This window comes from Pseudomonas shiyinii (genome assembly GCF_056725765.1).
In genome coordinates, this window is record NZ_CM161522.1 from 1,568,518 (window position 1) to 1,594,561 (window position 26,044).

Annotated in this window: 15 protein-coding genes; 4 read left to right on the plus strand and 11 right to left on the minus strand. The window is 66.0% G+C overall.

All coding sequences use genetic code 11. From position 1 onward, the window contains the following. Nucleotides 1-16 precede the first annotated feature (16 nt). Nucleotides 17-1,180: an isovaleryl-CoA dehydrogenase gene (locus ACXHGZ_RS07290; protein ID WP_084859230.1), complete on the minus strand. Its 1,164-nt coding sequence runs from the start codon at nt 1,178-1,180 to the stop codon at nt 17-19. A 301-nt stretch (nt 1,181-1,481) separates the two neighbouring features. On the opposite strand from ACXHGZ_RS07290, the gene ACXHGZ_RS07295 reads away from it, so the two are divergent. Continuing rightward, nucleotides 1,482-3,152 carry an AMP-binding protein gene (locus ACXHGZ_RS07295; RefSeq protein WP_480463067.1) on the plus strand — a complete coding sequence of 557 codons (1,671 nt, stop codon included), beginning with the start codon at nt 1,482-1,484 and terminating at the stop codon, nt 3,150-3,152. Between the two features lie 224 nt (nt 3,153-3,376). On the opposite strand, the gene ACXHGZ_RS07300 is transcribed toward ACXHGZ_RS07295, so the two are convergent. Beyond that, nucleotides 3,377-3,541 (minus strand): hypothetical protein, encoded by a 165-nt coding sequence (locus ACXHGZ_RS07300; RefSeq protein WP_172403077.1) that lies wholly within the window; start codon nt 3,539-3,541, stop codon nt 3,377-3,379. A gap of 138 nt (nt 3,542-3,679) precedes the next feature. Between ACXHGZ_RS07300 and ACXHGZ_RS07305 the strand changes: the two genes are divergently transcribed. The 3 genes from ACXHGZ_RS07305 (at nt 3,680) to glgB (ending at nt 11,535) form a co-directional block, all read left to right on the plus strand. Further along, nucleotides 3,680-5,698 carry an alpha-1,4-glucan--maltose-1-phosphate maltosyltransferase gene (locus tag ACXHGZ_RS07305; RefSeq protein ID WP_480463069.1) on the plus strand — a complete coding sequence of 673 codons (2,019 nt, stop codon included), beginning with the start codon at nt 3,680-3,682 and terminating at the stop codon, nt 5,696-5,698. Nucleotides 5,699-5,853: 155 nt separating this feature from the next. Then, entirely contained in the window at nt 5,854-9,165 is a 3,312-nt protein-coding gene (gene treS / locus ACXHGZ_RS07310; protein WP_480463071.1) for a maltose alpha-D-glucosyltransferase, read from the plus strand. Nucleotides 9,166-9,324: 159 nt separating this feature from the next. After that, nucleotides 9,325-11,535, plus strand: coding sequence for a 1,4-alpha-glucan branching protein GlgB (gene glgB, locus ACXHGZ_RS07315; protein WP_480463072.1), 2,211 nt, complete (start codon nt 9,325-9,327; stop codon nt 11,533-11,535). A gap of 178 nt (nt 11,536-11,713) precedes the next feature. Here glgB and ACXHGZ_RS07320 read toward each other — a convergent pair whose 3' ends face one another. The 9 genes from ACXHGZ_RS07320 to ACXHGZ_RS07360 all read right to left on the minus strand — a co-directional run bounded on the left by ACXHGZ_RS07320 (nt 11,714) and on the right by ACXHGZ_RS07360 (nt 25,839). After that, entirely contained in the window at nt 11,714-12,790 is a 1,077-nt protein-coding gene (locus tag ACXHGZ_RS07320; protein WP_480463073.1) for an autotransporter outer membrane beta-barrel domain-containing protein, read from the minus strand. Nucleotides 12,791-13,116: 326 nt separating this feature from the next. Beyond that, the gene (locus ACXHGZ_RS07325) at nt 13,117-13,911 is read right to left on the minus strand and encodes an endonuclease/exonuclease/phosphatase family protein (RefSeq protein ID WP_480463074.1); all 795 of its coding nucleotides are present in this window, start codon (nt 13,909-13,911) and stop codon (nt 13,117-13,119) included. Nucleotides 13,912-14,229: 318 nt separating this feature from the next. Next, entirely contained in the window at nt 14,230-16,383 is a 2,154-nt protein-coding gene (gene glgX / locus ACXHGZ_RS07330) for a glycogen debranching protein GlgX (protein WP_480463075.1), read from the minus strand. A gap of 139 nt (nt 16,384-16,522) precedes the next feature. Then, complete coding sequence (locus ACXHGZ_RS07335; RefSeq protein WP_084855781.1) at nt 16,523-16,783, minus strand: DUF2934 domain-containing protein; 261 nt, start codon at nt 16,781-16,783, stop codon at nt 16,523-16,525. A gap of 14 nt (nt 16,784-16,797) precedes the next feature. Further along, the gene (locus ACXHGZ_RS07340) at nt 16,798-19,572 is read right to left on the minus strand and encodes a malto-oligosyltrehalose synthase (protein WP_480463076.1); all 2,775 of its coding nucleotides are present in this window, start codon (nt 19,570-19,572) and stop codon (nt 16,798-16,800) included. Then, on the minus strand, nt 19,569-21,638 hold the full coding sequence (gene malQ / locus ACXHGZ_RS07345; RefSeq protein ID WP_480463078.1) for a 4-alpha-glucanotransferase: 2,070 nt from the start codon (nt 21,636-21,638) through the stop codon (nt 19,569-19,571). Before malQ ends, ACXHGZ_RS07340 begins: the two co-directional genes overlap by 4 nt. Continuing rightward, complete coding sequence (treZ, locus tag ACXHGZ_RS07350; protein ID WP_480463079.1) at nt 21,635-23,380, minus strand: malto-oligosyltrehalose trehalohydrolase; 1,746 nt, start codon at nt 23,378-23,380, stop codon at nt 21,635-21,637. The genes malQ and treZ overlap by 4 nt, the downstream gene beginning before the upstream one ends. A gap of 15 nt (nt 23,381-23,395) precedes the next feature. Continuing rightward, nucleotides 23,396-24,955 carry a glycogen synthase GlgA gene (gene glgA, locus ACXHGZ_RS07355; protein WP_480463080.1) on the minus strand — a complete coding sequence of 520 codons (1,560 nt, stop codon included), beginning with the start codon at nt 24,953-24,955 and terminating at the stop codon, nt 23,396-23,398. Nucleotides 24,956-25,671: 716 nt separating this feature from the next. After that, complete coding sequence (locus ACXHGZ_RS07360) at nt 25,672-25,839, minus strand: DUF6026 family protein (RefSeq protein WP_172402987.1); 168 nt, start codon at nt 25,837-25,839, stop codon at nt 25,672-25,674. Nucleotides 25,840-26,044: the final 205 nt, after the last annotated feature.

Below are 26,044 nucleotides of genomic sequence, written 5' to 3' on the forward strand. Positions count from 1 at the left end.
CGCCGGTTCCTCGTGCTCAGCGGGTTTCGTTGAACAGTTCGCGACCGATCAGCATCCGGCGGATCTCGCTGGTGCCGGCGCCGATCTCGTACAGCTTGGCGTCGCGCAGCAGGCGGCCGGCCGGGAATTCGTTGATGTAGCCGTTGCCGCCCAGAATCTGGATCGCTTCCAGGGCCATCTGGGTGGCGCGCTCGGCCGTGTAGAGGATCACCCCGGCGGCGTCCTTGCGGGTGGTCTCGCCGCGGTCGCAGGCCTGGGCCACCGCATACAGGTAGGCGCGGCTGGCGTTGAGCTGGGTGTACATGTCGGCGATCTTGCCCTGGATCAGCTGGAACTCGCCGATGCTCTGGCCGAACTGCTTGCGGTCATGGATGTAGGGCACCACCAGGTCCATGCAGGCCTGCATGATCCCGGTCGGGCCGCCGGAGAGCACCACGCGCTCGTAGTCCAGGCCGCTCATCAATACCCGTACGCCACCGTTGAGCTGGCCGAGGATGTTCTCTTCAGGCACTTCCACGCCATCGAAGAACAGCTCGCAGGTGTTGGAGCCGCGCATGCCCAGCTTGTCGAACTTGTTGCTGCGCGAGAAGCCCTTCCAGTCACGCTCGACGATGAATGCGGTGATGCCGTGGGGGCCCTTGTCCAGGTCGGTCTTGGCGTAGATCACGTAGGTGTTGGCGTCGGGGCCGTTGGTGATCCAGGTCTTGCTGCCGTTGAGCACGTAGCGGTCGCCGCGCTTCTCGGCGCGCAGCTTCATCGATACCACGTCGGAGCCGGCGTTGGGTTCGCTCATGGCCAGGGCGCCGATGTGCTCGCCGCTGATCAGCTTGGGCAGGTATTTCTGCTTTTGCTCATGGGTGCCGTTGCGGTTGATCTGGTTGACGCACAGGTTGGAGTGGGCGCCATAGGACAGGGCTACCGAGGCCGAGCCACGGCTGATCTCTTCCATCGATACCACGTGGGCCAGGTAGCCCAGGCCCGCGCCGCCGTATTCCTCCGGCACGGTGATACCCAGCAGGCCCATGTCGCCGAACTTGCGCCACATGTCGGCGGGGAACAGGTTGTCCTGGTCGATCTGCGCGGCGCGTGGGGCCAGCTCGGCGGCAACGAAGGTGCGCACCTGGTCGCGAAGCATGTCGATGGTTTCGCCCAGGGCGAAGTTCAGGGTGGGGTAATGCATGCGGGGGCACCTTCTTGTTCTTGAGGTTGGTAGACGTCGCACTGTCACTGTGGGAGCGGGCTTGTTCCGCGATTGCGTCAGATCCAACGACGATGTCAGCCCTGGCTGGCGCAATCGCGGGGCAAGCCCGCTCCCACGGGGTAGGTGCAAAACCGGTACTTGTATTTTCACCTTTACGTTAACGTAAACCTGGCTTCGGAAGCTGTCAATCGGCTCGTGACCTTTACGTTAACGTTAATCTGCGCCAGAGTAGCCGCGCTTGCTTCAGTCATGCCCAGAACAACCACAAGAAGGGATACCCATGAGTCAACCAAGCTACACCCGCGGTCGCCAGGACCGCCCGTTGTTGACCCAGACCATCGGCCAGGCCTTCGACGCCACCGTGGCCCGCAACCCCGACGGCGAAGCCCTGGTGGTGCGGCACCAGGGCCTACGCTACAGCTGGCGGGCGCTGGCCGGGCAGGTCGATGGCCATGCGCGCGCGCTCATGGCGCTGGGCGTGCAGGTCGGCGACCGGGTCGGGATCTGGGCGCCCAACTGCGCCCAGTGGTGCATCCTACAGCTGGCCAGCGCCAAGGTCGGCGCGATCTTGGTCAATATCAACCCGGCCTACCGGGTCGGCGAACTGGAATACGTGCTGCGCCAGTCCGGTTGCAGTTGGCTGGTCTGCGCCGATGCCTTCAAGACCTCCGACTACCATGCCATGGTCCTGGACCTGGTCCCCGAGCTTGCCACCTGCGCCCATGGCCAGCTGGCCTGCGAGCGGCTCCCGGCGTTGCGTGGGGTGATCAGCCTGGCAGCGAACCCGCCGGCCGGCTTCCTGTCCTGGGGCCATTTGGCCGAGCGGGCAGGGCAGTGCGCCCCCGAGGCCTTCGAGGCCCGCCAGCGCAGCTTGCAGTTCGACCAGCCGGTGAACATCCAGTACACCTCCGGCACCACCGGCGCGCCCAAGGGGGCCACGCTCAGTCACTACAACATCCTCAACAACGGCCACATGGTCGGCGAGAGCCTGGGCCTGACCGAGCGCGACCGCATGGTGATCCCGGTGCCGTTGTATCACTGCTTCGGCATGGTCATGGCCAATCTGGGCTGCATCACCCATGGCAGCACCATGATCTACCCCAACGATGCCTTCGACCCGGGCCTGACCTTGCAGGCCGTGGCCGAGGAGCGTGCCAGCATCCTCTATGGGGTACCGACCATGTTCATCGCCATGCTCGACCACCCCGACCGCGCCGGGTTGGACCTGTCCAGCCTGCGCAGCGGCATCATGGCCGGCGCCACCTGCCCGATCGAGGTGATGCGCCGGGTGATCGAGCAGATGCACATGGCCAAGGTGCAGATCGCCTACGGCATGACCGAGACCAGCCCGGTGTCGCTGCAGACCGGCCCGGACGACGAACTGGAGCTGCGCGTGACCACGGTCGGTCGCACCCAGCCGCAGCTGGAAAGCAAGCTGGTGGACGAGCATGGCACTATCGTCCCGCGGGGCGAGATCGGCGAGCTATGCACCCGCGGCTACAGCGTCATGCTCGGCTACTGGGGCAACCCCCAGGCCACCCAGGACGCCATCGACCCGGCCGGCTGGATGCACAGCGGCGACCTGGCGGTGATGGACGAGCAGGGCTATGTGCGCATCGTCGGGCGCAACAAGGACATGATCATTCGGGGTGGGGAGAACATCTACCCGCGCGAGCTCGAGGAGTTCTTCTACACCCACCCGGCGGTAGCCGACGCCCAGGTGATCGGCATCCCCTGCAGCCGGTATGGGGAAGAGCTGGTCGCCTGGATCAAGCTGCACCCTGGGCACAGCGTGACGTCCGAGCAGCTGCAGCAGTGGTGCAAAGCGCGCATCGCCCATTTCAAGGTGCCGCGGCATTACCGCTTCGTCGACGAGTTCCCGATGACGGTGACCGGCAAGGTGCAGAAGTTCCGCATGCGCGAGATCAGCATGGCCGAGATCAAGCTGTAACCTGATCCTGTTATCACCGGTTCTGTGGGAGATTACCCAGCCCTTCGGGCTGCGCTGTCGCGCAGAGAACAAGCGGCCGATGCTTGCCCCTGTGGGAGCGGCGGTGCGGCGGTCCGACTTGTCCCGCGATCAAGGGCGAAGCCCTTGCCAGGCGACGGTGATATCGGGCTCGGCCTAATCGCGGGACAAGCCCGCTCCCACAAGGTGTACCGCGCTGTACTTGTCTATCCTTTGCCTTTCACCGGCGGCTCCTCGCTCGGCGGGTCGCCCACCGGCGGCGGTGGGCCCGGCTTGGTCGGCTCCTCGGGGTCTTCCTCGGGCTCCGGCGGCGGCAGGGTCGGGTCGTCGATATTCGGGTCCGGCGTCTCCGGTGGAATGGGAATACTCATGGCCAGGCCTCCCAGGGGAAATACGGCGTCGTTGCAGGCTTTGACCCGGCCCCGCGCCGTTCGCTCAATTTTTTTGAACCCCGGGCAGCTCCCACGGCTCTGAACCCTTACCGCCACTGCAAAAGGGAGCAAGGTTCGATGTCAGGTAATGAGCCCTTCGAAAGCGTGCCCATGGCCAACGACCACCCGGACCAGGCGATCAGCCTGTCCCAGGCGTTGCTGGCGCCACGTATCGTGATCGAGGACACCCAGCCCGTGCTCGATGCCGGCACCTTCGCCACCAAGGCGGTGCGCGGCCAGCCGGTGGCGGTGAGCAGCAAGGTCTATACCGATGGCCATGACCGCCTGGCGGTGACCTTGCACTGGCGCCAGGCCCACAGCCGGCGCTGGCACTGCACACCGATGCACTCGCCGGGCAACGACCTGTGGCTGGTCGAATTCACGCCCCTGGAACTGGGCCTGCACCTGTTCAGCATCGAAGCCTGGATCGACCCCTTCGCCACCTACTGCCATGACTTGGAGAAGAAGTACCACGCCGGCGTCGACGTCACGCTCGAGCTGGAGGAGGGCCGGCTGCTGCTGGGCAAGGGCATCGAGCGCAGCGATGGCCTGCTGCGCGAACAGCTCGAGCAGGTGCAGCAGCGCCTGCCGACCTTGGCTTCGGATGACCAGGTGGCCTTGCTGCTGCGGGCCGATACCGCCCTGCTGATGAGCGAGGCCGAGCACCGCAGCTACCTGACCCGCAGTGCTGAGTTCCCCGTGGACGTGGACCGTGAACAGGCCTTGTTCGCCAGCTGGTACGAACTGTTCCCCCGTTCCGTCACCGACAGCCCCGAGCGCCACGGCACGTTCAACGACGTGCACCAACGCCTGCCGATGATCCGCGACATGGGCTTCGACGTGCTGTATTTCCCGCCGATCCACCCCATCGGCAACAAGCACCGCAAGGGCCGCAACAATGCCCTGCAGGCCGAGCCGGGTGACCCGGGCAGTCCCTATGCCATTGGCAGCCCCGACGGTGGCCACGATGCCATCCACCCGCAGCTGGGCAGCCGCGAGGACTTCCGGCGCCTGGTGGCCGCTGCCGCCGAGCATGGTCTGGAGATCGCCCTGGACTTCGCCATCCAGTGCTCCCAGGACCACCCCTGGCTCACCGAGCACCCCGGCTGGTTCAGCTGGCGCCCAGACGGCACCATCCGCTACGCCGAGAACCCGCCGAAGAAATACCAGGACATCGTCAACGTCGATTTCTATGCCGCCGAGGCCGTGCCATCGCTGTGGCTGGCCCTGCGTGACGTGGTGGTCGGCTGGGTGGAGGAGGGCGTGCGCACCTTCCGTGTCGACAACCCGCACACCAAGCCGCTGCCGTTCTGGCAATGGCTGATCGCCAATGTACGCAGCCGCTACCCGGACGTGATCTTCCTCGCCGAGGCTTTCACCCGCCCGGCGATGATGGCGCGCCTGGGCAAGGTCGGCTACGCCCAGAGCTACACCTACTTCACCTGGCGCAACACCAAGCAGGAGCTGCGCGAGTACCTCCAGGAGCTCAACCAGCCGCCATGGCGCCATTGCTACCGGCCGAACTTCTTCGTCAACACGCCGGACATCAACCCCTATTTCCTGCAGACCAGCGGACGCGCGGGCTTTCTCATCCGCGCCGCCCTGGCAACCATGGGTTCCGGGCTGTGGGGCATGTATTCGGGCTTCGAGCTGTGCGAGGGCACACCGTTGCCGGGCAAGGAGGAGTACCTGGATTCGGAGAAGTACGAGATCCGCCCGCGGGACTTCACCCAGCCGGGCAACATCGTCGCCGAGATCGCCCAGCTCAACCGCATCCGGCGACAGAACCGTGCCCTGCAGACCCACCTGGGCATCGAGTTCTTCAACTGCTGGAACGACAACATCCTGTACTTCGGCAAGCGCACCCCGGAGCGCGACAACTACATCCTGGTGGCCGTGAGCCTGGACCCGCACAACGCCCAGGAGGCGCACTTCGAGTTACCGCTGTGGGAGCTGGGGCTGGATGACAACGCCGACACCCATGGCGAGGACCTGATGAACGGCCACCGTTGGACCTGGCACGGCAAGACCCAATGGATGCGCATCGAACCCTGGCACCTGCCGTTCGGTATCTGGCGAATCGAAAAACCCCATTGACTGTTGTAGGAGCGGCCTTGTGCCGCGAAAGGGCTGCGCGGCAGCCCCAGCCATTTGTCATGTTGCCGAGATCCTGGGGCCGCTTCGCGCCCCTTTCGCGGCACAAGGCCGCTCCTACCGGGGCGCGCCGAACCTGGAATCGGAAGGAGTCGCCCATGGCCAAGCGTTCCCGCCCACAAGCCTTCATCGACGACCCGCTGTGGTACAAGGACGCGGTGATCTACCAGTTGCACGTGAAATCGTTCTTCGACGCCAACAACGATGGCATCGGTGATTTCGCCGGGTTGATGAGCAAGCTCGACTACATCGCCGACCTGGGCGTCAACACCCTCTGGCTGCTGCCGTTCTACCCCTCGCCACGGCGCGACGACGGCTACGACATCGCCGAATACAAAGCCGTGCACCCCGACTACGGCAGCATGGCCGACGCCCGGCGCTTCATCGCCGAGGCCCACAAGCGCGGCCTGCGGGTGATCACCGAGCTGGTCATCAACCACACCTCCGACCAGCACCCCTGGTTCCAGCGCGCCCGCCACGCCAAGCGCGGCAGCAAGGCCCGGGACTTCTATGTGTGGTCGGACGACGACCAGAAATACGACGGCACGCGGATCATCTTCCTCGACACCGAGAAGTCCAACTGGACCTGGGACCCGGTCGCCGGCCAATACTTCTGGCACCGCTTCTACTCCCACCAGCCGGACCTGAACTTCGACAACCCGCAGGTGATGAAGGCGGTGATCGGGGTGATGCGCTTCTGGCTCGACCTGGGCGTCGACGGCCTGCGCCTGGACGCCATTCCCTACCTGATCGAGCGCGACGGCACCAACAACGAGAACCTGCCCGAGACCCACGCGGTGCTCAAGGCCATCCGCGCCGAGATCGACGCCAACTACCCCGACCGCATGCTCCTGGCCGAAGCCAACCAGTGGCCTGAGGATACCCGGCCGTATTTCGGCGAGGGCGATGGCGACGAATGCCACATGGCCTTCCATTTTCCGCTGATGCCGCGCATGTACATGGCCCTGGCCATGGAAGACCGCTTCCCCATCACCGACATCCTGCGCCAGACCCCGGAGATCCCGGCCAATTGCCAATGGGCGATCTTCCTGCGCAACCACGATGAGCTCACCCTCGAAATGGTCACCGACCGTGAGCGCGACTACTTGTGGAACTACTACGCCGAGGACCGCCGCGCGCGCATCAACCTGGGTATCCGTCGGCGCCTGGCGCCGCTGCTGCAGCGTGACCGTCGGCGCATCGAGCTGCTCACCAGCCTGCTGCTGTCCATGCCGGGCACCCCGACCTTGTACTACGGTGACGAGCTGGGGATGGGCGACAACATCTACCTGGGCGACCGCGACGGCGTGCGCACCCCCATGCAGTGGTCGCCGGACCGCAATGGCGGCTTCTCCCGGGCCGACCCCCAGCGCCTGGTGCTGCCGCCGATCATGGACCCGCTCTATGGCTACCAGACCGTCAACGTCGAGGCCCAGGCCCACGACCCGCATTCGTTGCTCAACTGGAACCGGCGCCTGCTGGCCGTGCGCAAGCAGCAGAAGGCCTTCGGTCGGGGCACCCTGAAGATGCTTACCCCCAGCAACCGGCGCATCCTCGCCTATATCCGCGAGTACACCGATGCCGAGGGCAACACCGAGATCGTGCTGTGCGTGGCCAACGTCTCCCGCGCCGCCCAGGCCGCCGAGCTGGACCTGGCCCCGTATGCCGACAAGGTCCCGGTGGAGATGCTCGGCGGCAGCGCCTTCCCGCCCATCGGTCAGCTGCCGTTCCTGCTGACCTTGCCGCCCTACGGCTTCTACTGGTTCCTGCTGGCTTCGCGCGACCGCATGCCCAGCTGGCACCTGGAGCCCGCCGAAGGCCTGCCGGAGCTGACCACCCTGGTATTGCGCAAGCGCATGGAGGAGCTGCTCGAAGCGCCTTCCAGCGACACCCTGCAAACCACCATCCTGCCCCAGTACCTGCCTAAGCGCCGCTGGTTCGCCGGCAAGCAGGGGCCGATCGACCAGGTGCGCCTGAGCTATGGGGTTCGCCTGGCCACGGCCACCACGCCGGTGCTACTCAGCGAGCTGGAAGTTCACAGTGACGGTGCCGTGCAGCACTACCAGCTGCCGTTCGGCCTGCTGCCCGAAGAGCAGATCAACAGTGCCTTGCCACAGCAGCTGGCGCTGTCGCGGGTACGCCGCGGCCGTCAGGTAGGCCTGATCACCGACGCCTTCGTGCTCGAACCGTTCATCCGCGCCGTGCTGAGCAACTGCCAGGCCGGCACCCGCCTGGCCGGTGGCGCCGGCGAGCTGCGCTTCGACTGCACCGCACAGCTGGCCACCCTGGAACTGGATCAGGACAGCGAAGTACGTTACCTCAGTGCCGAGCAGTCCAACAGCTCGGTGGTGGTGGGCGGCAGCCTCGTGCTCAAGCTGATCCGCCGGGTCAACCCGGGCATCCACCCGGAACTGGAAATGAGCGCCTACCTGACCGCTACCGGCTTCGGCAATATCTCGCCGCTGCTGGCGTGGGTCAGCCGCGTGGACGAGCAGGGCCAGCCGCACCTGCTGATGATTGCCCAGGGCTACCTGAACAACCAGGGCGATGCCTGGGAGTGGACGCAGAATACCCTCGAGCGTGCCGTGCGCGACGAGATGGAGCCTTCCACCGTCGAGCCCGAGGCGCACACCGATGCCTTGGCCGAACTCACAGGTTTTGCCGCCTTGCTTGGCCAGCGCCTGGGCGAAATGCACCTGTTGCTGGCCGCTCCCAGCGACGATGCGGCGTTCCAGCCACGTCCCAGCAGCGAACAGGACTGCGCCCGCTGGAGCACGCAGATCAGCGCCGAGCTGGCTCATGCATTGGACCTGCTGGCCCAGCATCGCGGTGACCTCGACAGCGACAGCCAGGCCCTGGTCGACGACCTGCTGCAACAGCGCGACGGCCTGGCCCAGCACGTCGACACCCTGGCCCGTCAGGCCCAGGGCGGCCTGCTGATGCGCGTGCACGGCGACCTGCACCTGGGCCAGGTGCTGGTGGTGCAGGGCGATGCCTACCTGATCGACTTCGAAGGCGAACCGGCGCGGCCGCTGGAGGAACGACGCGCCAAGCACAGCCCGTACAAGGATGTCAGCGGCGTGCTGCGTTCGTTCGACTATGCTGCAGCAATGATCCTGCGCAGCGCCTCGGCAGTGGACCTTTCCGATGCGGCGCGCCAGGCACGGCAGCGCGTCGCCCGGCAGTACCTGCACCAGTCACGGCATGCCTTCGTCGAGGCCTATGGCCTGGCCACCGCCGCCATGCCCCATGCCTGGGAGCAGGCCGAAGGCGAGCGCGCCGCGCTGGAGCTGTTCTGCCTGGAAAAAGCCGCCTACGAAATCACCTACGAAGCCGAGAACCGCCCGGGCTGGCTGGCCGTGCCTTTGCATGGGCTGCATGGGTTGATCAGCACCTGGGGCGAAGCATGAGTGCGATATCCAGGGCGTCGCTGCGCGCCCCAATCGCGGGGCAAGCCCGCTCCCACAGGGGATCGTGCATCCCACCTCTTGTGGGAGCGGGCTTGCCCCGCGATTGGGGCGCGAAGCGGCCCTCAACTAACGACCCAAAACATCTGGAAGGGTAAAAAGATGAATGCAATCACGCGTGAAAACGGCGGCCTTCGGCAACGGGACCTGGATGCCCTGGCCCGCGCCGAGCACGCCGACCCGTTCGCGGTACTGGGCCCGCACGGCGATGGTGCAGGTGGGCTGTTCGTCCGCGCCTTCCTACCCAACGCCCTCAATGCCCGGGTGCTGGCCCGCCACGATGGGCGCGTACTGGCCGAGATGGAGCAGGGCAGCCTGCCGGGGCTGTTCATCGCACACCTGGATGAAGCCCACCCGTACCTGTTGCAGATCGGCTGGGCCGGTGGCGAGCAGGTCACCGAGGACCCCTACAGCTTCGGCCCGCAACTGGGCGAGATGGACCTTTACCTGTTCGCCGAAGGCAACCACCGCGACCTTTCCGGGCGCTTCGGCGCCCAGCCGATGCATGCCGACGGCATCGACGGGGTGTGCTTCTCGGTGTGGGCGCCAAATGCCCGGCGGGTGTCGGTGGTGGGCGACTTCAACAACTGGGACGGCCGTCGCCACCCCATGCGCCTGCGCCACGATGCCGGTGTCTGGGAGCTGTTCGTACCGCGCCTGGGCGTGGGCGAGGCCTACAAGTTCGAGGTGCTCGGTCGCGATGGCGTGTTGCCGCTCAAGGCCGACCCCCTGGCCCGTGCCACCGAGCTGCCGCCCAGCACCGCCTCCAAGGTGGCCGCGGCGCTCAGCCACCCTTGGCAGGATCACGAGTGGATGCAGCAGCGCGCCGAGCGCCACGCTTACCGGGCACCGCTGTCGATCTACGAACTGCACGCCGGGTCCTGGCGTTGCGAGCTGGACGATGCCGGTGAAATCGCGCGCTTCTACAACTGGCGGGAACTGGCCGAGCGCCTGGTGCCCTATGTGCAGGATCTGGGGTTCACCCATATCGAGCTGCTGCCGATCATGGAACACCCCTTCGGCGGTTCCTGGGGCTACCAGCCGCTGTCGCTGTTCGCCCCCACGTCCCGCTATGGGACTGCCGAGGACTTCGCGGCCTTCGTCGATGCCTGCCACCAGGGCGGCATCGGGGTGATCCTCGACTGGGTGCCGGCGCATTTCCCCACCGACGAACATGGCCTTGCCCGCTTCGACGGCACGGCGTTGTACGAGTACGACAACCCCCTCGAAGGTTTCCACCAGGACTGGAATACACTGATCTACAACCTTGGCCGCAACGAAGTGCGCGGCTTCATGCTGGCCTCGGCCTTGCACTGGCTCAAGCACTTCCACATCGACGGCCTGCGGGTCGATGCCGTGGCCTCGATGCTCTATCGCGACTATTCGCGCAAGGCCGGCGAATGGGTGCCCAACCGCCATGGCGGGCGCGAGAACCTGGAAGCCATCGACTTCATCCGCCACCTCAATACCGTGGCGGCCCACGAGGCGCCGGGGGCGCTGATCATCGCCGAGGAGTCCACCGCCTGGCCGGGGGTGAGCCAGCCGGTGCAGCAGGGCGGGCTGGGCTTTGCCTACAAGTGGAACATGGGCTGGATGCACGACACCCTGCACTACATCCAGAACGATCCGGTGCACCGCGCCTATCATCACAACGAGATGAGCTTCGGCCTGATCTATGCCTACTCCGAACATTTCATCCTGCCCATCTCCCATGACGAGGTGGTGCACGGTAAGCATTCGCTGATCGACAAGATGCCGGGCGACCGCTGGCAGAAGTTCGCCAACCTGCGCGCCTACCTGGCGTTCATGTGGGCGCACCCGGGCAAGAAGCTGCTGTTCATGGGCTGCGAGTTCGGCCAATGGCGCGAGTGGAACCACGACCACCAGTTGGACTGGTACTTGCTGCAATACCCCGAGCACCAAGGGGTGCAGCGCCTGGTCGCGGACCTCAACCGCCTGTACCGTGAGCTGCCCGCCCTGCACGAGCAGGACTGCCAGCCCCAGGGCTTCCAGTGGCTGATCGGCGACGATGCGCACAACAGTGTGTATGCCTGGCTGCGCTGGAGCAGCGCCGGCGAGCCGCTGCTGGTGGTGGCCAACTTCACCCCGGTGCCGCGCGAGGGCTATCGGATCGGTGTGCCGTTCGGCGAGCGTTGGCAGGAGCTGCTCAACAGTGATGCCGAACTGTACGCCGGCACCAATGTCGGCAACCTGGGGGCGGTGGCCAGCGAGCAGATGCCCAGCCATGGGCAGCCGCTGTCGCTGGCGCTGAACCTGCCGCCGCTGGGTGTGCTGGTGATGAAGCCGGCGTGACCCGGTGGCGGCACTGGCCAATCGCCGGCAAGCCGGCTCCCACCGTGATTTCGCACGTCTCGAGCGCGGCGCAACCTCGGTGGGAGCCGGCTCCGCCAGCCCCACAGGGATAGCGCCAAGGCCAAGGGCGGCGCCTGGCCGGTGGGAGCCGGCTTGCCGGCGATAGGGCCATAATGACCTACCAGCGCATCCTGACTCCTAGGCTGCCGATCAGGCCGTTCAGGTCATTGCCATCCACATCGCTGCTGTAGTCGGCGCTGACGAATAGCGCGACCTTCGGCGTCACCCGTGCCACCAGCCCCAAACCCAGGTCCACGGTGGTGGAGTAGCGGGAGCTGGAGATCTTGTCTACCTGGTCCAGCTTCACCGTGTCGGCATTGCTGAAGTCGTACCAGACGTTGGTCCGCACATAGGGTTCGATCGGCATCCCGCGCACTTCGTAGCGACCCGACAGCTTGGCGCCGACCCGGCCGCTCCAGCTCGGCTGGCTGTCGAAGGCCTGCAAAGTCTCTTCCTGCGCCCGGTTGCTGGGGAAAAATTGCTGGTTGATCAACTGCGCCTGGGGCTCGATCACCCAACCGCCTCCCAGGCCGATGGGGTAGCCGCCTTCGACCGAGAAGGTCACCGCATGGCCGCTGTCGTCCAAACGCTGGCCGTTCTCGCCGCGGCCATTGACGTCGATACGCGTACCCATGGCCACGGCATCGACATGCCAGCCCTGTTCATGGGTCATGCTCCAGTACACCCCCAGGCTCTCGCCGCTGAGGTTGACGGCATTCTTCTGCTTGTCGCCGAGCAACCGGCGCATGCCGTTGAAGCTGGTCTGCAGGTTGTTGTGGCCGACGAAGAACCCGGCGCGGTGCACATGGCCGTCGCTGGTTTCGCGCACGAACAGGTCCGGGCCGATCATCAGCTGCTGGCTGGGCGCCTCCAGCTGCGCTGGCACCTGGGCGCCGGGCCGGGCGGGGCCTGGGAAGAACTGCGCCCATTGGCTGGCGGTGAGGTCGGGCGCCGGTTGCCGGTGGCGTTCGCCCATGCGCTCGGAAAACGCGTTCAGTGTGCCCAGGCCCAGGCCGCCGACGGTCACTGGGTCCAGGGACAGCTGAGGTACCGCCGGCGGTTGCAGAAAACTGTCGAAAGGCATGCTCTCCTGCAGTTCGAGCGCGAAGGTTTCCACCGGGGTTGCCAGGAGCAGCGACGTGGAAACCGCGCAGAAAATCGCGTCGAAGCGCAAAGGGTTCGAGGTTCTTTTCATGGCGGATCTCCTTTTGTTGTTGTGTGGGTGTGTTGGGCTGCCCTAGCGATCGGGTCCCGTTGCCCTTTACGACACAAAACAGAGGGCGACAGAGACCATCGCACCTGCCATCACGCGTGCGCACAAAGGCGCGTGCTAGAGGGCCGGCACGAGTTTTTACGTCTTGTTATAGAGTTCAGCTAAGGAGAGGTCGCAGCTTGCGTCAAGAAACGGTGAAAGATCCGTGAAGACGATATCGCACGATCTAATGCATTGATTCGCAGGGAAATACTTGGGGGTATATCAGGCATTCTTCTTTCCCGGCGACCGGCTATGCCGAATCATTGCTAGAGCCGCACCTCCACGGCCAGTGGCAGGTGGTCCGACAGGTGCGTCCACGGTTTGTGCCCAAGGATCCTGGGCGCATGGCTTTCGGCGTTGCGCAGGTAGATGCGGTCCAGGCGTAGCAAGGGCAGGCGCGCCGGGTAGGTGCGGGCGAGCAGGCCATGGTGGCGCTCGAAGGCCTCGTGCAGGTCGCGGTGGCGGCCCAGGGTATGGTTGCCACGCAACTGCCAGTCGTTGAAGTCGCCAGCGATGATCACCGGTTCGTCGGCCGGCAGGCTGTCGAGCAGCCGGCGCAGCAAGTGCAGCTGCTTCTGCCGGTGGCTTTCGAGCAGCGACAGGTGCACGCAGATGGCATGCACCGGGCGCTGGCCCGGCACATCGAGGATGCAGTGCAACAGGCCACGGCGCTCGGGGCCAGTGATCGACACGTCGAGGTTGCGGTGTTCGAGGATCGGGTATTTCGACAGCAGGGCGTTGCCATGGTGGCCGTCGGGGTACACCGCGTTGCGACCGTAGGCGAAGTCGCTCCACATGCTGTCGGCGAGGAATTCGTATTGGGAGGTCTGCGGCCAGCCGGGGTAGCGGGCGGCGTGGCGGTCGTGGCTGCCGAGCACTTCCTGGAGGAAGACGATATCGGCCTGGGTGCTGCGCACCGCCTCGCGCAACTCCGGCAGGATGAAGCGCCGGTTGAAGGCGGTGAAGCCTTTGTGGGTGTTCACGGTCAGCACCCGCACCCGATTCACGGTGGGGGCCTGGCTGACACTGACGAAACCTGGACCGCCGGCTTCGGGGTTCACGGCGTCTCCTGAAAAATGCCTACCTTCGGATCACCATTGAACCCTGTGGGAGATTCTATGGTGCTGGACAAGCTCAATTGCCTTCGCAATACGGCCCGCTTCGTGGGAGCTGGCGGAGCCTGCGATGGGCCGCAAAGCGGCCCCTTGAGTCTGGTGGGGCTTCAGCTTTGAGGGCTTGGGGCTGCTTTGCAGCCCATCGCAGGCTGTCGCCAGCTCCCACCGAGATTGCGCCGCTTTCAAGACTTGCGAAATCGCTTTTGGGAGCGGGCTTGTGTAATGGCTGTTCTAGAGTCTAGGACCGAACGGCGCGCTTGGGGTTCACTCTTCGTCGCGTTGCAACGCCATCAGCAACACCGAGCGCCCCTTGACCTCGAACACCGTGTCGAATGCCAGGTGCTGCGGCTTGCGCATCTGCGGCCGGTCGGTGTCGACCAGGCAGCTCCAGTAGTCGCCTTCGGGCACCGACGGCAGGTGGAACGGCACGGTGTCATGGTAGGCGTTGACGATCAGCAGCAAGGTCGCCTCGGCCCCTGGCCTGGCGATGCCGCTGACCTGGGCGCGGCCATCCATGAGCATGCCCAGGCAGCGGCCGTGGGGATCTTCCCATTGCGCCACGCTCATTTCGCTGCCGTCCGGAGCCAGCCAGGTGACATCCTTGACCCCGATCGCTTCGTTGTAGTCGCCGACCAGGAAGCGTGAGCGGCGCAGCACCGGGTAGGCCAGGCGCAGGCGGGTCAGGCGCTTGACGAAGGCCAGCAGCTCGGCGCCGTCCTGGTCCAGGTCCCAGTTGATCCAGCCGATCTCGCTGTCCTGGCAGTAGGCGTTGTTGTTGCCATGCTGGGTGCGGCTGAATTCGTCGCCGGCAACGATCATCGGCGTGCCCTGGGCCAGCAGCAGGGTAGCGAAGAAGTTGCGCATCTGGCGCATGCGCAGGGCATTGATGCCGGGGTCGTCGGTGGGCCCTTCGACGCCGCAGTTCCACGACAGGTTGTTATCGGTACCGTCCTGGTTGTTCTCGTCGTTGTCTTCGTTGTGCTTGTCGTTGTACGAGACCAGGTCGCGCAGGGTGAAGCCGTCATGGGCGGTGACGAAGTTGACCGAGGCGTAGGGCCGCCTGCCGCGGTTGTTGAACAGGTCGCCCGAGGCGGTCATGCGTGCGGCGAAGTCGGCCAGTTGGCCCTCGTCGCCTTTCCAGAAGGCCCGTACGGTGTCGCGGAAGCGGTCGTTCCACTCGGCCCAGCCCGGTGCGAAGTTGCCCACCTGGTAGCCGCCGGGGCCGCAGTCCCAGGGCTCGGCGATCAGCTTGACCTGGCGCAGCAGTGGGTCCTGGCGGCAGGCCACGAGGAAGCTGTGGCGCTCGCTGTAGCCTTCATGGTAACGGCCGAGAATGGTGGCCAGGTCGAAGCGGAAACCGTCGACATGCATCTCCCCGGCCCAGTAGCGCAGCGAGTCGGTGACCAGCTGCAGCACGCAGGGGTGGCTCAGGTCCAGGGTGTTGCCGGTGCCGGAATCGTTGATGTAGTAGCGTTTGTCATCGGGCATCAGCCGGTAGTAGGAGGCGTTATCGACGCCGCGCATCGACAGGGTCGGGCCCAGTTCGTTGCCTTCGGCGGTGTGGTTGTAGACCACGTCCAGGATCAGCTCCAGGCCCGCGTCGTGCAGGTGCGCGACCATCTCCTTGAACTCGGCGATCTTGCCGCTGGCCAGGTATTTGGGGTGCGGTGCAAAGAAGGCGATGCTGTTGTAGCCCCAGTAGTTGTTCAGGCCTTTTTGCAACAGGTGCTGGTCGTTGACGAAGGCGTGTATCGGCAACAGCTCGATGGACGAGACACCGAGGTCCTTGATGTGCTTGAGCAATTCATCGTTGGCCAGGCCTGCGAAGGTCCCTCGGTGTGCTTCGGGCACGGCCGGGTGGCGCATGCTGATGCCACGGGTGTGGGCCTCGTAGAGGATGGTGCGCTCCCAGGGGATCTGCACGCGCTGGTCGCGGCCCCAGGTGAAGGCCGGGTCGATGACTTTGCATTTGGGCACGAAGGGCGCGCTGTCGCGCTCATCGAACGAGAGGTCGCCATCGGGGTGGCCGATGGTGTAGCCGAACAGCGCCTCGGACCATTTCAGACTGCCCACCAGTTGCTTGGCGTAGGGGTCGATCAACAGTTTGTTGGGGTTGAAGCGGTGGCCGTTTTCCGGCTCGTAGGGGCCATGCACCCGGTAGCCGTAGACCAGCCCGGGGTGCGCGTCGGGCAGGTAGCCGTGATAGATCTCGTCGGTGTATTCGGGCAGCTCGATGCGTTCGAGTTCCTGTTCGCCGCTGGAGTCGAACAGGCACAGCTCGACCTTGGTAGCGTTGGCCGAGAACAGGGCAAAATTGACGCCGAGGCCGTCCCAGGTGGCGCCCAGGGGGAAGGGCAGGCCTTCGCGAATGCGCGATGGGGCGACGGAGCGGGTTTTCTTTGGAGTGCGGGGGCTCATGGCGGTCCTCTTCAAGCCGGGTGGACGGGCATCCTTCCTGGTCTGGCCCGGTCGCCGACACGCCGGCTCCCACGGCTACGGTGGCAGGTGGGAGCCGGCTTGCCGGCGATTGGCCGGGGCAGGTACTTCGGGTCGCAGGTCAACCCGCCGCCGGCTTCTTCACTGCCCGAGGTTTCTTGGCCGCCGCCGGCTTCTGCACCGGCGCCGTGCTCTTGGCCAACTCGTCCTTGGGCTTGGCCGCCGCCTTCTTGCGCGGTGCGGCCTTGGGTGCCAGGGCTTCGGCCTCGGCGAGCTTACGCGCCATGTCCCAATGGCGTTCCTCCTGGCCTGCAGGCTTACCCTCCGACTCCCAGATCTGGTAGGCGAATTCGCGGATACGTTTTTCATCGACGCTCATCATGACGCTCCTGGTGCTCAAGAATGTTGTATCAACAGGTTGACCGGAAACTCTGCCAGCACGGTGCTCAAACTCAGCTCCTTTGAAGGGCTGACAGCGGTGCTGGAAAAAAGTCCCGAGTAAGTGGCAGGTGAAAAGGCGAACGGCAGGATCACCCGGGTGTCGTCCCAGTTCTGCGCCGGGATCAGCGGGAGGGAGGCGTTGCCCAGTAGCGTGCAGGGCAGGCGTGGCACCACCACGACGGCCTGGGCGTCTTCGCCCAGGCGGGCGAAGGCCAGTACCTTGTCGGCATGCCGTCCCTGCACGGCCAGCGGTAGGTAGGCGCCACGCTGGAACAGGTCGGAGTGGGCCTGGCGGCAGTCCAGCACCCGCGCGATCAGTGCCTGCTTGATGCGCCCGTCGCGCCAGTGCATCAGCAACTTGGCCAAGGGCAGGCTGTCGCCCAGGCTGGCCCGTCGCGCGGCGTAGTCCACTGGGCGGCGGTTGTCCGGGTCGACCAGGCTCAGGTCCCAGAACTCGTTGCCCTGGTACAGGTCCGGCACGCCCGGGGTGGTCATGCGCAGCAGGCACTGGGCCAGGCCATTGAGCGCACCTGGGCAGGCGATGCGTTGTGCGGCCTCGTGCAGGGCGTGGCGCAGTTGTTGGTTTTCAGGCGCCAGCAGCAAGCCGTCGACATAGGCTGCACAGGCCTGTTCGTAGGCGTCGTTCGGCGCGCTCCAGCTGCTGCGCAGCTTGGCTTCGCGCAGGGCCTTCTGCTGCCACTGGCGCAGGCGCTCGGCGTATTGCTGCAGGGCTGTGGTGTCATGCAGGTCCAGGCCCAGGGGCCAGCTGCCGAGCAGGGTCTGGAACAGCAGCAGCTCGTCCGCCGGGCTTGGCGCCGGGCCATCGCCCAGGGCCTGGCGCAGCGGTGTGGCCAGCTCGCGCCAATGCTCGACCCGGCTGGCCAGCCAGGGCCCGAGTTCGCTGAGCACCGCCAGCCGCGCGCGACAGTCCTCGCCGCGCTTGTGGTCATGGGTGGCGGTGGCCAGCAGGTTGTCCGGGAAGTCCCGCAGGCGCCGTTGTGCCTCGTTGTGGAAGGCCTGCGGTGGTGCGCTGAAACGCTCGGCCTCGAAGCCCACGTCGTTGCGCGACAACAGCCGGCCGGAGCGGTAGAAGGCGGTGTCTTCCACGGCCTTGGCGGCGCTGGGCGCGGTCAGTTGCTGGAAGCGTACGCAGGCATGGCGCAGGTGCTTGCGTGGACGACCCGGCGGCAGCTGGCGCCAGGGTTGGCCGCCGAGCCAGCGCTCGAGGTGCTCGAGCAGCGGCCAGTCCGCCTCGGCCAGGCTTTGCCGGGCAGCGGCCAGGGCCTGCTGGAAGAAGGCCTCGTCTTCGCTGGGGCGGCCGCAGGCATTGATGTAGGTCCGGTACACCGGGTAGTGCTCGACCAAGGCCTGCAAGGCCCGGCGGATGGCGCCCAGGGTCAGGTCGCGGGTCATCAGGTCGTCGCGCGCCACCTGCAGCAGGGCCTGGGCCACCGACTCGCAGTCGCCGGCCAGGCTGGCGTTGAGCACCAGGTGCCGGGCCTGGCGGACTTCCTCGGCAAAGTCCGGGCGCTCGCTGACCGTGCTCCACAGCTCGGTCAGCGGCGCTTCACCGGCCGGGTCGTGCTGCAGCAGCGAGACCTGGTTCATGAATTCGTAGCCGGTGGTGCCGTCGGTGCGCCAGTCGCGGTGCAGGTGTTCGCCGGCGCCGAGGATCTTCTCCACGTAGATCGGGAAGTGCTCGACGTCCGCTTGCAAGGGCCGGCGTGCCAGCAGGCTGTCGACCCGGCGGCGCAGCTTGCGGCAATACTGGCGCGGGTCGGCCAGGCCGTCGATATGGTCGATGCGCAGGCCGTCCACCAAGCCGCGCTCGATCAGCTCGAACAGCTTGGCGTGGGTGGCTTCGAACACCACCGCCCGTTCCACCCGCAGGCCACCGAGCTCGTTGATGTCGAAGAAGCGCCGCCAGTTGATGTCGTCGGCTGCAGTGCGCCAGCTGGCCAGGCGGTAGGTCTGGCGCTCCAGCAGCAGATGCAGGCGCTTGAAGCCTGCCTCGGTGCGGCTGTCGAAGGCAGCCAGGGCACCGTCCAGGCTATCGCCCTGGCGCACCCGCCGCGCCAGTTCCGCCTGCAGGGGCAGGGCATCGGCCAACGGGTCGGCGGCTTCGTGCAGGGCCGTGAAATGCTGCGCCAGGGCTTGCACCTGCGGGTGCTCGCTGTGGGCCAGGATGCGCCCGTAGTCCAGCGGGCAGATGGGGAAACGGTGCTCGTAGTGCGCCACCTGCAACAGACCCTGCTCAGGCTCGAATGTCAGGGGCAGTTCGCCGTTCTGCAGGGCCACGCCATAGTCGCTGCCCAAAAATGGCAGCAGCAGTTGGCCGGCCAGCAACGGGTCGCTGGAGTGCCACTGGATATCGAAGAATTCGGCATAGGGGCTGCGTCGGCCCCAGGCCAGCAGGCTCTGCCACCAGGGGTTGTCGGCGCCGCCCACGGCCATATGGTTGGATACCGTGTCCAGAATCAAGCCCATGCCGTGCTGGCGCAGGGCGGCGACCAGGCGCTCAAGCGCTGCCTCGCCGCCAAGCTCGGGGTTGACCTGGGTCGGGTCGACCACATCGTAGCCATGGCGTGAGCCGGCCCGTGCCTTGAGAATCGGCGAGGCATACACATGGCTGATGCCCAGTTGGGCAAAGTAGGGCACCAGCGGCACGGCATCATCGAGGGTGAAGTCACTGTGCAGTTGCAGACGTACCGTGGCGGTCAACGGCTTCATCGGTCACGCTCCCAGGCTTGTTCGCGGGCCTGGGCCAGCAGCTCCAGGCGACGTGCGGCGTCTTCGTCGTCCAGCAGCTCGCGCACCGGGCGGGCGAAGCGGCGGCGCCAGTTGGGGTGGCCGTCGGTGGTGCCGGGCAGGTTGGGTTGCTCGTCGCAGCCGAGCAGGTCCTCCAGCGGCACCAGCACCAGCGGGGCACGGGTATGGCCGACGTAGCGGATGGCGGCGTCGATCAGGGCATCGTCGTCAGCCAGTGCACCATAGTTCTGTTCCAGTGTACGGCGCAGGCCATCGCGCTCCAGCTGGCGGGTGTGCCGCCAGCGTAGTTCGGCGGCAGCATCGACCAGCTGCAAGCGGTGGCTCCAGTCGATGTCGCGGGCCTGCAGCCAGCCGGCCAGCGGCGCCAAATCATGGGTGCCGGTGGTGGCCAGGGCATTGTCCGGCCAATCGAGGATGGGCTTGAAGTGCCCGGGCGGTTCCTGCTCGAACGGCAGCACGCGCATACCCAGCACCGCCTTGGCAGCCAGGGTCTCGCGCAGGCCTTCCGGTACCGTGCCCAGGTCTTCGCCGAGGATCACCGCCTGGTGGCGTACCGATTCCAGGGCCAGCAGGCGCAGCAGGTCGTCCAGCGGGTAGTTCAGGTAGGCCCCTTCGCTGGGCCGGGAGCCGCGAGGGATCAGCCACAACCGGCGCAGCCCCATGACATGGTCGATGCGCAGGCCGCCGGCGTGGGCCAGGTTGGCCCGTAACATCTCGATGAAGGCGCGATAGCCGTTGCGCTTGAGGCCCTCCGGGGAGAATGCGCAGATGCCCCAGTCCTGGCCCAGGCGGTTGAGGATATCCGGGGGGGCGCCGACCTTGAGGTCGGCCAGCAATTCATCCTGACGGCTCCAGGCCTGGCTGCCGGCGCCGTCGGCTCCTACGGCCAGGTCGGCGATCAGGCCCACGGCCATGCCGTTGCCACGGGCGGCTTCCTGGGCACGCTGCAGGCCGCGCTCGGTGAGCCACTGGCAGAAGGCATGGAAATTCACCTGCTCGCGGTGGCTGTCGGCGAACGCCTCCACTTCGGGGTGGTAGGGGTCATGCCAGGCAGTTGGCCAGTTGCGCCAGTCGGCGCCCAGGCCGCGTGCGGCCGCCTCGGCCTGCAGCACCTGGAAACGGCAATGGTGCGCCAGGGCCTGGCCGCCGGCTTCGCGGAAGCTGTCGAAATCGCTGTGCAGCGGGTGGTTGCCCTGGCTGAAGTCCCGGTACAGGGCTTGCAGCAGGCGGTGTCGGGCATCGGCCGCGCGGGGCCAATCCACCAAGGGCTGGCTTTGCAGCTCGTCCAGGGTCTGTTGCAGGTCGCAGGCCTCGATGGCCATGCGCACCTCGCGCTCTCTGAGCAGGGCTGCCGGGCTGGCATAGAGTTCGTTGAGCAGCAGGCGGCTGGAAGGGGAGTAGGGGCTGTAGTGACGTTGGTCCACTGCCGAGAGGGCGTGTATCGGGCTGATGGCCAGGGCGTCGGCGCCCCGTTCGGCGGCCGCGCGCGCCAGCTGCTCCAGGGCCATGCAGTCGCCATAGCCGCCGTCACCCGGGCGGCGCAGGCTGTACAGCTGCACCGACAGGCCCCAACAGCGCGGTGGCGGCTGGTCGACGGCATTTTCCAGGGCATGGCAGCGCGGTGGTGCCACGGCGAGGGTGAAGCGGTGCTCGCCGAGGCTGAGCTGGTGATAACCGATGGGGAGCTCGCCCGGCAGGCGGGCATGGCTGTCCAGGGAGAGGGATCGCGTGGTCCCGTCTTCCAGGGTGCAGTTCAATGTGCTGCCTGGGTTGAAATAGCGTGCCAGGTCCAGCGGCTGGCCGAGGTCAGCGGTGAGCAGCGGTGGCAAGTGGTCGCGGTCTTCGGCCTGATCCAGGGCCAGCAGGCTGGCGGCGATGTCGGCCTCATCGTCGGCCGGGTGGCCAAGGCCGGCGAGCACCTTGCGCAGCACGTCGTCGCTGACCTGTTGCGGGCGGGTGTTGGCGTCGATCCAGTCGCGGGCCAGGCCCACCCGGGCGGCCAGTCGATGCAGGGGTAGGTCGCTCATGGCGTCTCCTGGCCGGGGGGCAGCAGGCTGGCCACGCAACTGTGCGCGGGCAGGGTGGTGTCGTGGTGCGCGGTGTCGCTGCTGTCGAACAGCCAATGCTGGACGGGCGGCAGGGCCACCGGTTGCGCCTGGGCGGCGAGGTTGAGGTCGATGCGCAGCTCGCTGCCATCGCCCAGCCGCCAGCGCGCGGTCAGGGCGTACTCGCCCAGCACCTCGGCACCCAGGGCACGGCTGCCGGGCAGGTGCGGGACGATATGCCGATGGCGCAGGGCCAGCAGGCGCTGGTATAGCCCGTGCCAGCCGGCCAACACGTCCTGTGCGGTGGGCCGCGAGGCGTCGAAGGTGGCCTTGGCGTTGGGGTCGGGAATGTGTGCGCGTGCTTGCGGGTCGGCGAAGGCGGCGAAGTGGGCGAACTCGGCACGGCGGCCTTCGCGTACGGCGTCGGCCAGTTCGTCGTGGTGGTCGGTGAAGAACAGGAACGGTTGCCGACTGCCTTCTTCGTCGCCCATGAACAGTAGCGGAATCATCGGCGCCAGCAGCAACAGGCCAGTGGCCGCGCGCAGGGCCTGGGGTGGGCAAAGGCGGGTGAGGCGTTCGCCCAGGGCGCGGTTGCCGACCTGGTCGTGGTTCTGCAGGAACAGCACGAAAGCGCTGGGCGCCAGGTGGGTGCTGGGCTCGCCCCGGGGCGTACCATGACGGTTGGGCTGGCCCTGGAACACGAAGCCTTCGCTCAAGGCACGGGCGAGCTGTTCGATGGGGCGGTCTTTGTAGTCGGCGTAGTAGCCTTCGGTTTCGCCGGTCAGCAGGACGTGCAGGGCGTTGTGGCCGTCATCGTTCCACTGGGCGTCGAAGCCGTGCGTCAGGAGCGAGGCCTGGTTGTGCTCATTCTCGAGCACCAGCCAGGTATGGCGGGTGTCGGCCCCTGTCGCTGCCCGGACACGCGCCGCCAGCTCCACCAGGAAATCGGGCTGGTCGATGGCATGCACCGCATCCAGCCGCAGGCCGTCGAAGCGGTAGTCGCACAGCCACATCAATGCATTCTGGATAAAGTATTCGCGCACTTGGGGCCTGCGGAAATCGATGGCCGCGCCCCAGGGCGTATGGCGGTCCTCGCGGAAGAATCCGCTGGCATATCCATGCAGGTAGTTGCCGTCGGGCCCGAAGTGGTTGTAGACCACATCGAGGATCACCATCAGGCCAAGGCCGTGGGCCTGGTCGATCAACGCGCACAGGTCGGCCGGGCTGCCATAGGTGTGCTGCGGGGCGAACGGCAGCACGCCGTCATAACCCCAGTTGCGTTCGCCCGGGAACTGCCCCACAGGCATCAGCTCGATGGCCGTGATGCCCAGTTCAGCCAGGCGCGGCAGTTGCCGGGCGACGCCGGCGTAGCCGCCGAGCAGGCCGACATGCAGCTCCTGGATCACCGCCTCGTGCCAGGGACGCCCCTGCCAAGGGTGATGCCAGGGGTAGCTGGCCACGTCCACCACCTGGCTGGGCCCATGGACCCCTTCGGGTTGGTAGCGCGACGCCGGGTCGGCTACTTCCAGTCGGTCGTCGATTCGATAGCGATAGCGGCTGCCCGCCTGGCAGGGGGCCAGGCCGGTGAACCAGCCATCCCCCTCCGGCAGCAGCTCGATCGCCGGTTGTCGTTCCAGCTGCAAGCTCACGCTGCGCGCATCCGGCGCCCAGAGGGCGAAGCGCGCCGACGTGGCGTCCAGCAAGTGTGCGCCATGCCTGTGCATCTTCGGTGCCCCCGTTCAGTAGTGGCCGACGTGGGCCTGGCAGACCAGCTCCTCGTACAGCCGGGCGTAGGGTTCCACCGCCTGGCACCAGTTGAACGGCTGGGTCATGGCCAGGCAGCGCATGGCGTTGAGCAGGTCCTTCTTGGCATATACATAGAAGGCCCGGGCCAGCGCCTCGCGGTAGCTGTCCACCGTGGACTCGTCGAACAAGAAGCCCGTGACGCCATTTTCGATGGTGTCCGCCAGGCCGCCGGTGTTGCGCGCCACCGGCAGCGAGCCGAAGCGCTGCGCATACATCTGGCTCAGGCCGCACGGCTCGTAGCGCGACGGCATGAGCAGGAAGTCGCTGCCAGCGAACATGCGCCGGGCGTCGGTTTCGTTGAAGCCGATGCGCACGCCCACACGGCCCGGGTAGCGCAGGGCCAGCTCGCGCATGGCCTGTTCTTCTTCCGGTTCGCCACGGCCGATGATCGCGATCTGGCCTCCTTGGCTGACGATGTAGTCGGCCACGCCCAAGGTCAGGTCCAGGCCTTTCTGGTAGACCAGGCGCGAGACCACGGCGAACAACGGTCCTTCGGATGCCTCAAGTTGGAACAGCTCGCGCACTTGTTGTGCATTGCGCGCCTTGCCGTCCCAGTCGTTGAGGCTGAAGTTGTGCTCCAGATGCTTGTCGGTGGCCGAGTCCCAGCTCTCGTCGATACCGTTGGGGATGCCGCCGAGCAGGCCTTGCTGGGCCTTGCTGGACAGGAAACCGTCCAGCCCGCAGCCGAACGCCGGGGTGGTGATCTCACGGGCGTAGGTGGCACTCACCGTGGTGATGTGGCTGGAGTAGGCCAGGCCCGCCTTGAGGAACGACAGCTTGCCGTAGAACTCCATGCCCTCCTGCTGCAAGGCATGGTCGGGAATGGCCAGTTCCGGGCAGCAGCCGCGGCTGAACACGCCCTGGTAGGCCAGGTTGTGAATGGTGAACAGGGTCGGGGTGTTCAGGCCGCGCCAGTGCATGTACGCCGGCGCCAGGCCTGCTGGCCAATCGTGGGCGTGCACCAGGTCGGGGCGCCAGTGGATCATGCCTTCGCCGGCGGCGATTTCCGCGGCGGCCAGGCCCAGGCGGGCGAAGCGGATGTGGTTGTCGGGCCAGTCACGGCCATTGTTGGCGCCATAGGGCGTGCCGTCGCGCTGGTACAGCTCGGGGCAGAGCAATACATAGATGACCAGGCCATCGGGCAGGTCCATGCGCCCGATCTTGCACGGCGGCAGGGCCGCATGGCCGCCGAGTTCGCCGACGATATGGATGGGGTTGTCGCTTTCCACCACCTGGCGGTAGCCAGGGATCAGTACGCGCACGTCATGCAGATGGGAGAGGGCCCGTGGCAGGGCCGAAGACACATCGCCAAGCCCACCGGTCTTGACCAGGTCGGCGATTTCCGAGGTCACGAACAGGATCTTGCGTTTGTGCAGGTTATGACGCCGCTGGGTACCAGGTGCCTTGGCTGTCGTGGCGAAGTCCGGCAGAAGCGGTTCGCGGTTGTCCGGGTTGAATGTGTCTACGTGAGGCTCGACAGCGGCACTGATCATACTTCTCTCCGTCCCTTGTGTCGGGTGGCTGGGCACCCTTTGCGTTATGTCGTGTTGGTTCTCTCTGGTTCGTACGTCTTCGTAGTGCGTTCCTTGCCCCGGAGTCGTGCGCGCAAGCACACCGTGCAATCGGCATTCCAGCCGAAGGCAGTTGGACTGTTTGGGGTGGGTGGGCCGAGGCCGGGGTCGTCCCGTTGCTCTGGCCTACTTAATTCCTGACCTGCCGCTTTATTGGAAAGTTTCGATTTTTTTCCGTCCGGTTACCCAGACGGTTTGGCAGGCGGAATCCCGAGTGTAGGAGAGGTTGCGTTACAAATGTGACCCGCTGGTCACTTCGGTGACGACCGTAGGTCTGCGCAAACGTTGGCGGGTTGTTACCGGATATGAATTGATTGAGGTGTTGCCTGGGGATCGAGCGCCGCCCGCGCGGCGCATCGCGAGCTGCGCTCGCTCCTACGTTTGTTTACGGCCAGTAACGCCTGTGACAGGCGCGCGCGACCGCCTGGTTCGTACGACACGACATCGAGCCATACACCAAAGCGCCCGCGCGAAAATCCCACAGGATGAACTGGCCCGAAACAAACGTAGGAGCGAGCGCAGCTCGCGATGCGCCGCGCGGGCGGCGCTGGATCTCACCAACGCCGAAGCTGTTACGGTGGAAGAGTCGTACTAGAAGTGGGAGCCCGAAAAGCCCCCACGCCAAGGGAGGGGATGACTCAGAGGCTGATGGCTTTGTCTTCGCAGCGCGCCTGCTCAAGCAGCAGGTTCAACTGGGCGACCTGCTGGCGCAGTTGGTCGCGTTCATCTTTCAGGCGGCGCAGTTCGTCACGGCGCACGGTGACATAGAGGGTCTGGGTTGGAGTAGCAGGCATCAATGTACCCATGTAAACACCTCGCAATTCTGGACGTTTTTTTGGGGAGCGGGCGAGCCCGCCAATGTGCCGGTACTGGCAACACACCGTTCTAGGTTGAACACGACTCCCTATCGACGAGTGTTCCTTACAAGGGTAGACGCTCGTGCGGCGGGCATTCTGAATTCTTTTCCTGGCCTTGGGAACTTTTTTGTTTATCGTTGTCGCCCCGTTCGTC

Coding starts and splice junctions, on each gene's coding strand:
- ACXHGZ_RS07335 (WP_084855781.1), bottom strand. CDS start 16,783: ATGATGAGCGTCGATGAAAAACGTATCCGCGAATTCGCCTACCAGATC.
- ACXHGZ_RS07295 (WP_480463067.1), top strand. CDS start 1,482: ATGAGTCAACCAAGCTACACCCGCGGTCGCCAGGACCGCCCGTTGTTG.
- ACXHGZ_RS07360 (WP_172402987.1), bottom strand. CDS start 25,839: ATGGGTACATTGATGCCTGCTACTCCAACCCAGACCCTCTATGTCACC.
- ACXHGZ_RS07290 (WP_084859230.1), bottom strand. CDS start 1,180: ATGCATTACCCCACCCTGAACTTCGCCCTGGGCGAAACCATCGACATG.
- glgA (WP_480463080.1), bottom strand. CDS start 24,955: ATGATCAGTGCCGCTGTCGAGCCTCACGTAGACACATTCAACCCGGAC.
- ACXHGZ_RS07340 (WP_480463076.1), bottom strand. CDS start 19,572: ATGAAGCCGTTGACCGCCACGGTACGTCTGCAACTGCACAGTGACTTC.
- ACXHGZ_RS07320 (WP_480463073.1), bottom strand. CDS start 12,790: ATGAAAAGAACCTCGAACCCTTTGCGCTTCGACGCGATTTTCTGCGCG.
- ACXHGZ_RS07305 (WP_480463069.1), top strand. CDS start 3,680: ATGTCAGGTAATGAGCCCTTCGAAAGCGTGCCCATGGCCAACGACCAC.
- treS (WP_480463071.1), top strand. CDS start 5,854: ATGGCCAAGCGTTCCCGCCCACAAGCCTTCATCGACGACCCGCTGTGG.
- glgB (WP_480463072.1), top strand. CDS start 9,325: ATGAATGCAATCACGCGTGAAAACGGCGGCCTTCGGCAACGGGACCTG.
- treZ (WP_480463079.1), bottom strand. CDS start 23,380: ATGCACAGGCATGGCGCACACTTGCTGGACGCCACGTCGGCGCGCTTC.
- glgX (WP_480463075.1), bottom strand. CDS start 16,383: ATGAGCCCCCGCACTCCAAAGAAAACCCGCTCCGTCGCCCCATCGCGC.
- ACXHGZ_RS07300 (WP_172403077.1), bottom strand. CDS start 3,541: ATGAGTATTCCCATTCCACCGGAGACGCCGGACCCGAATATCGACGAC.
- malQ (WP_480463078.1), bottom strand. CDS start 21,638: ATGAGCGACCTACCCCTGCATCGACTGGCCGCCCGGGTGGGCCTGGCC.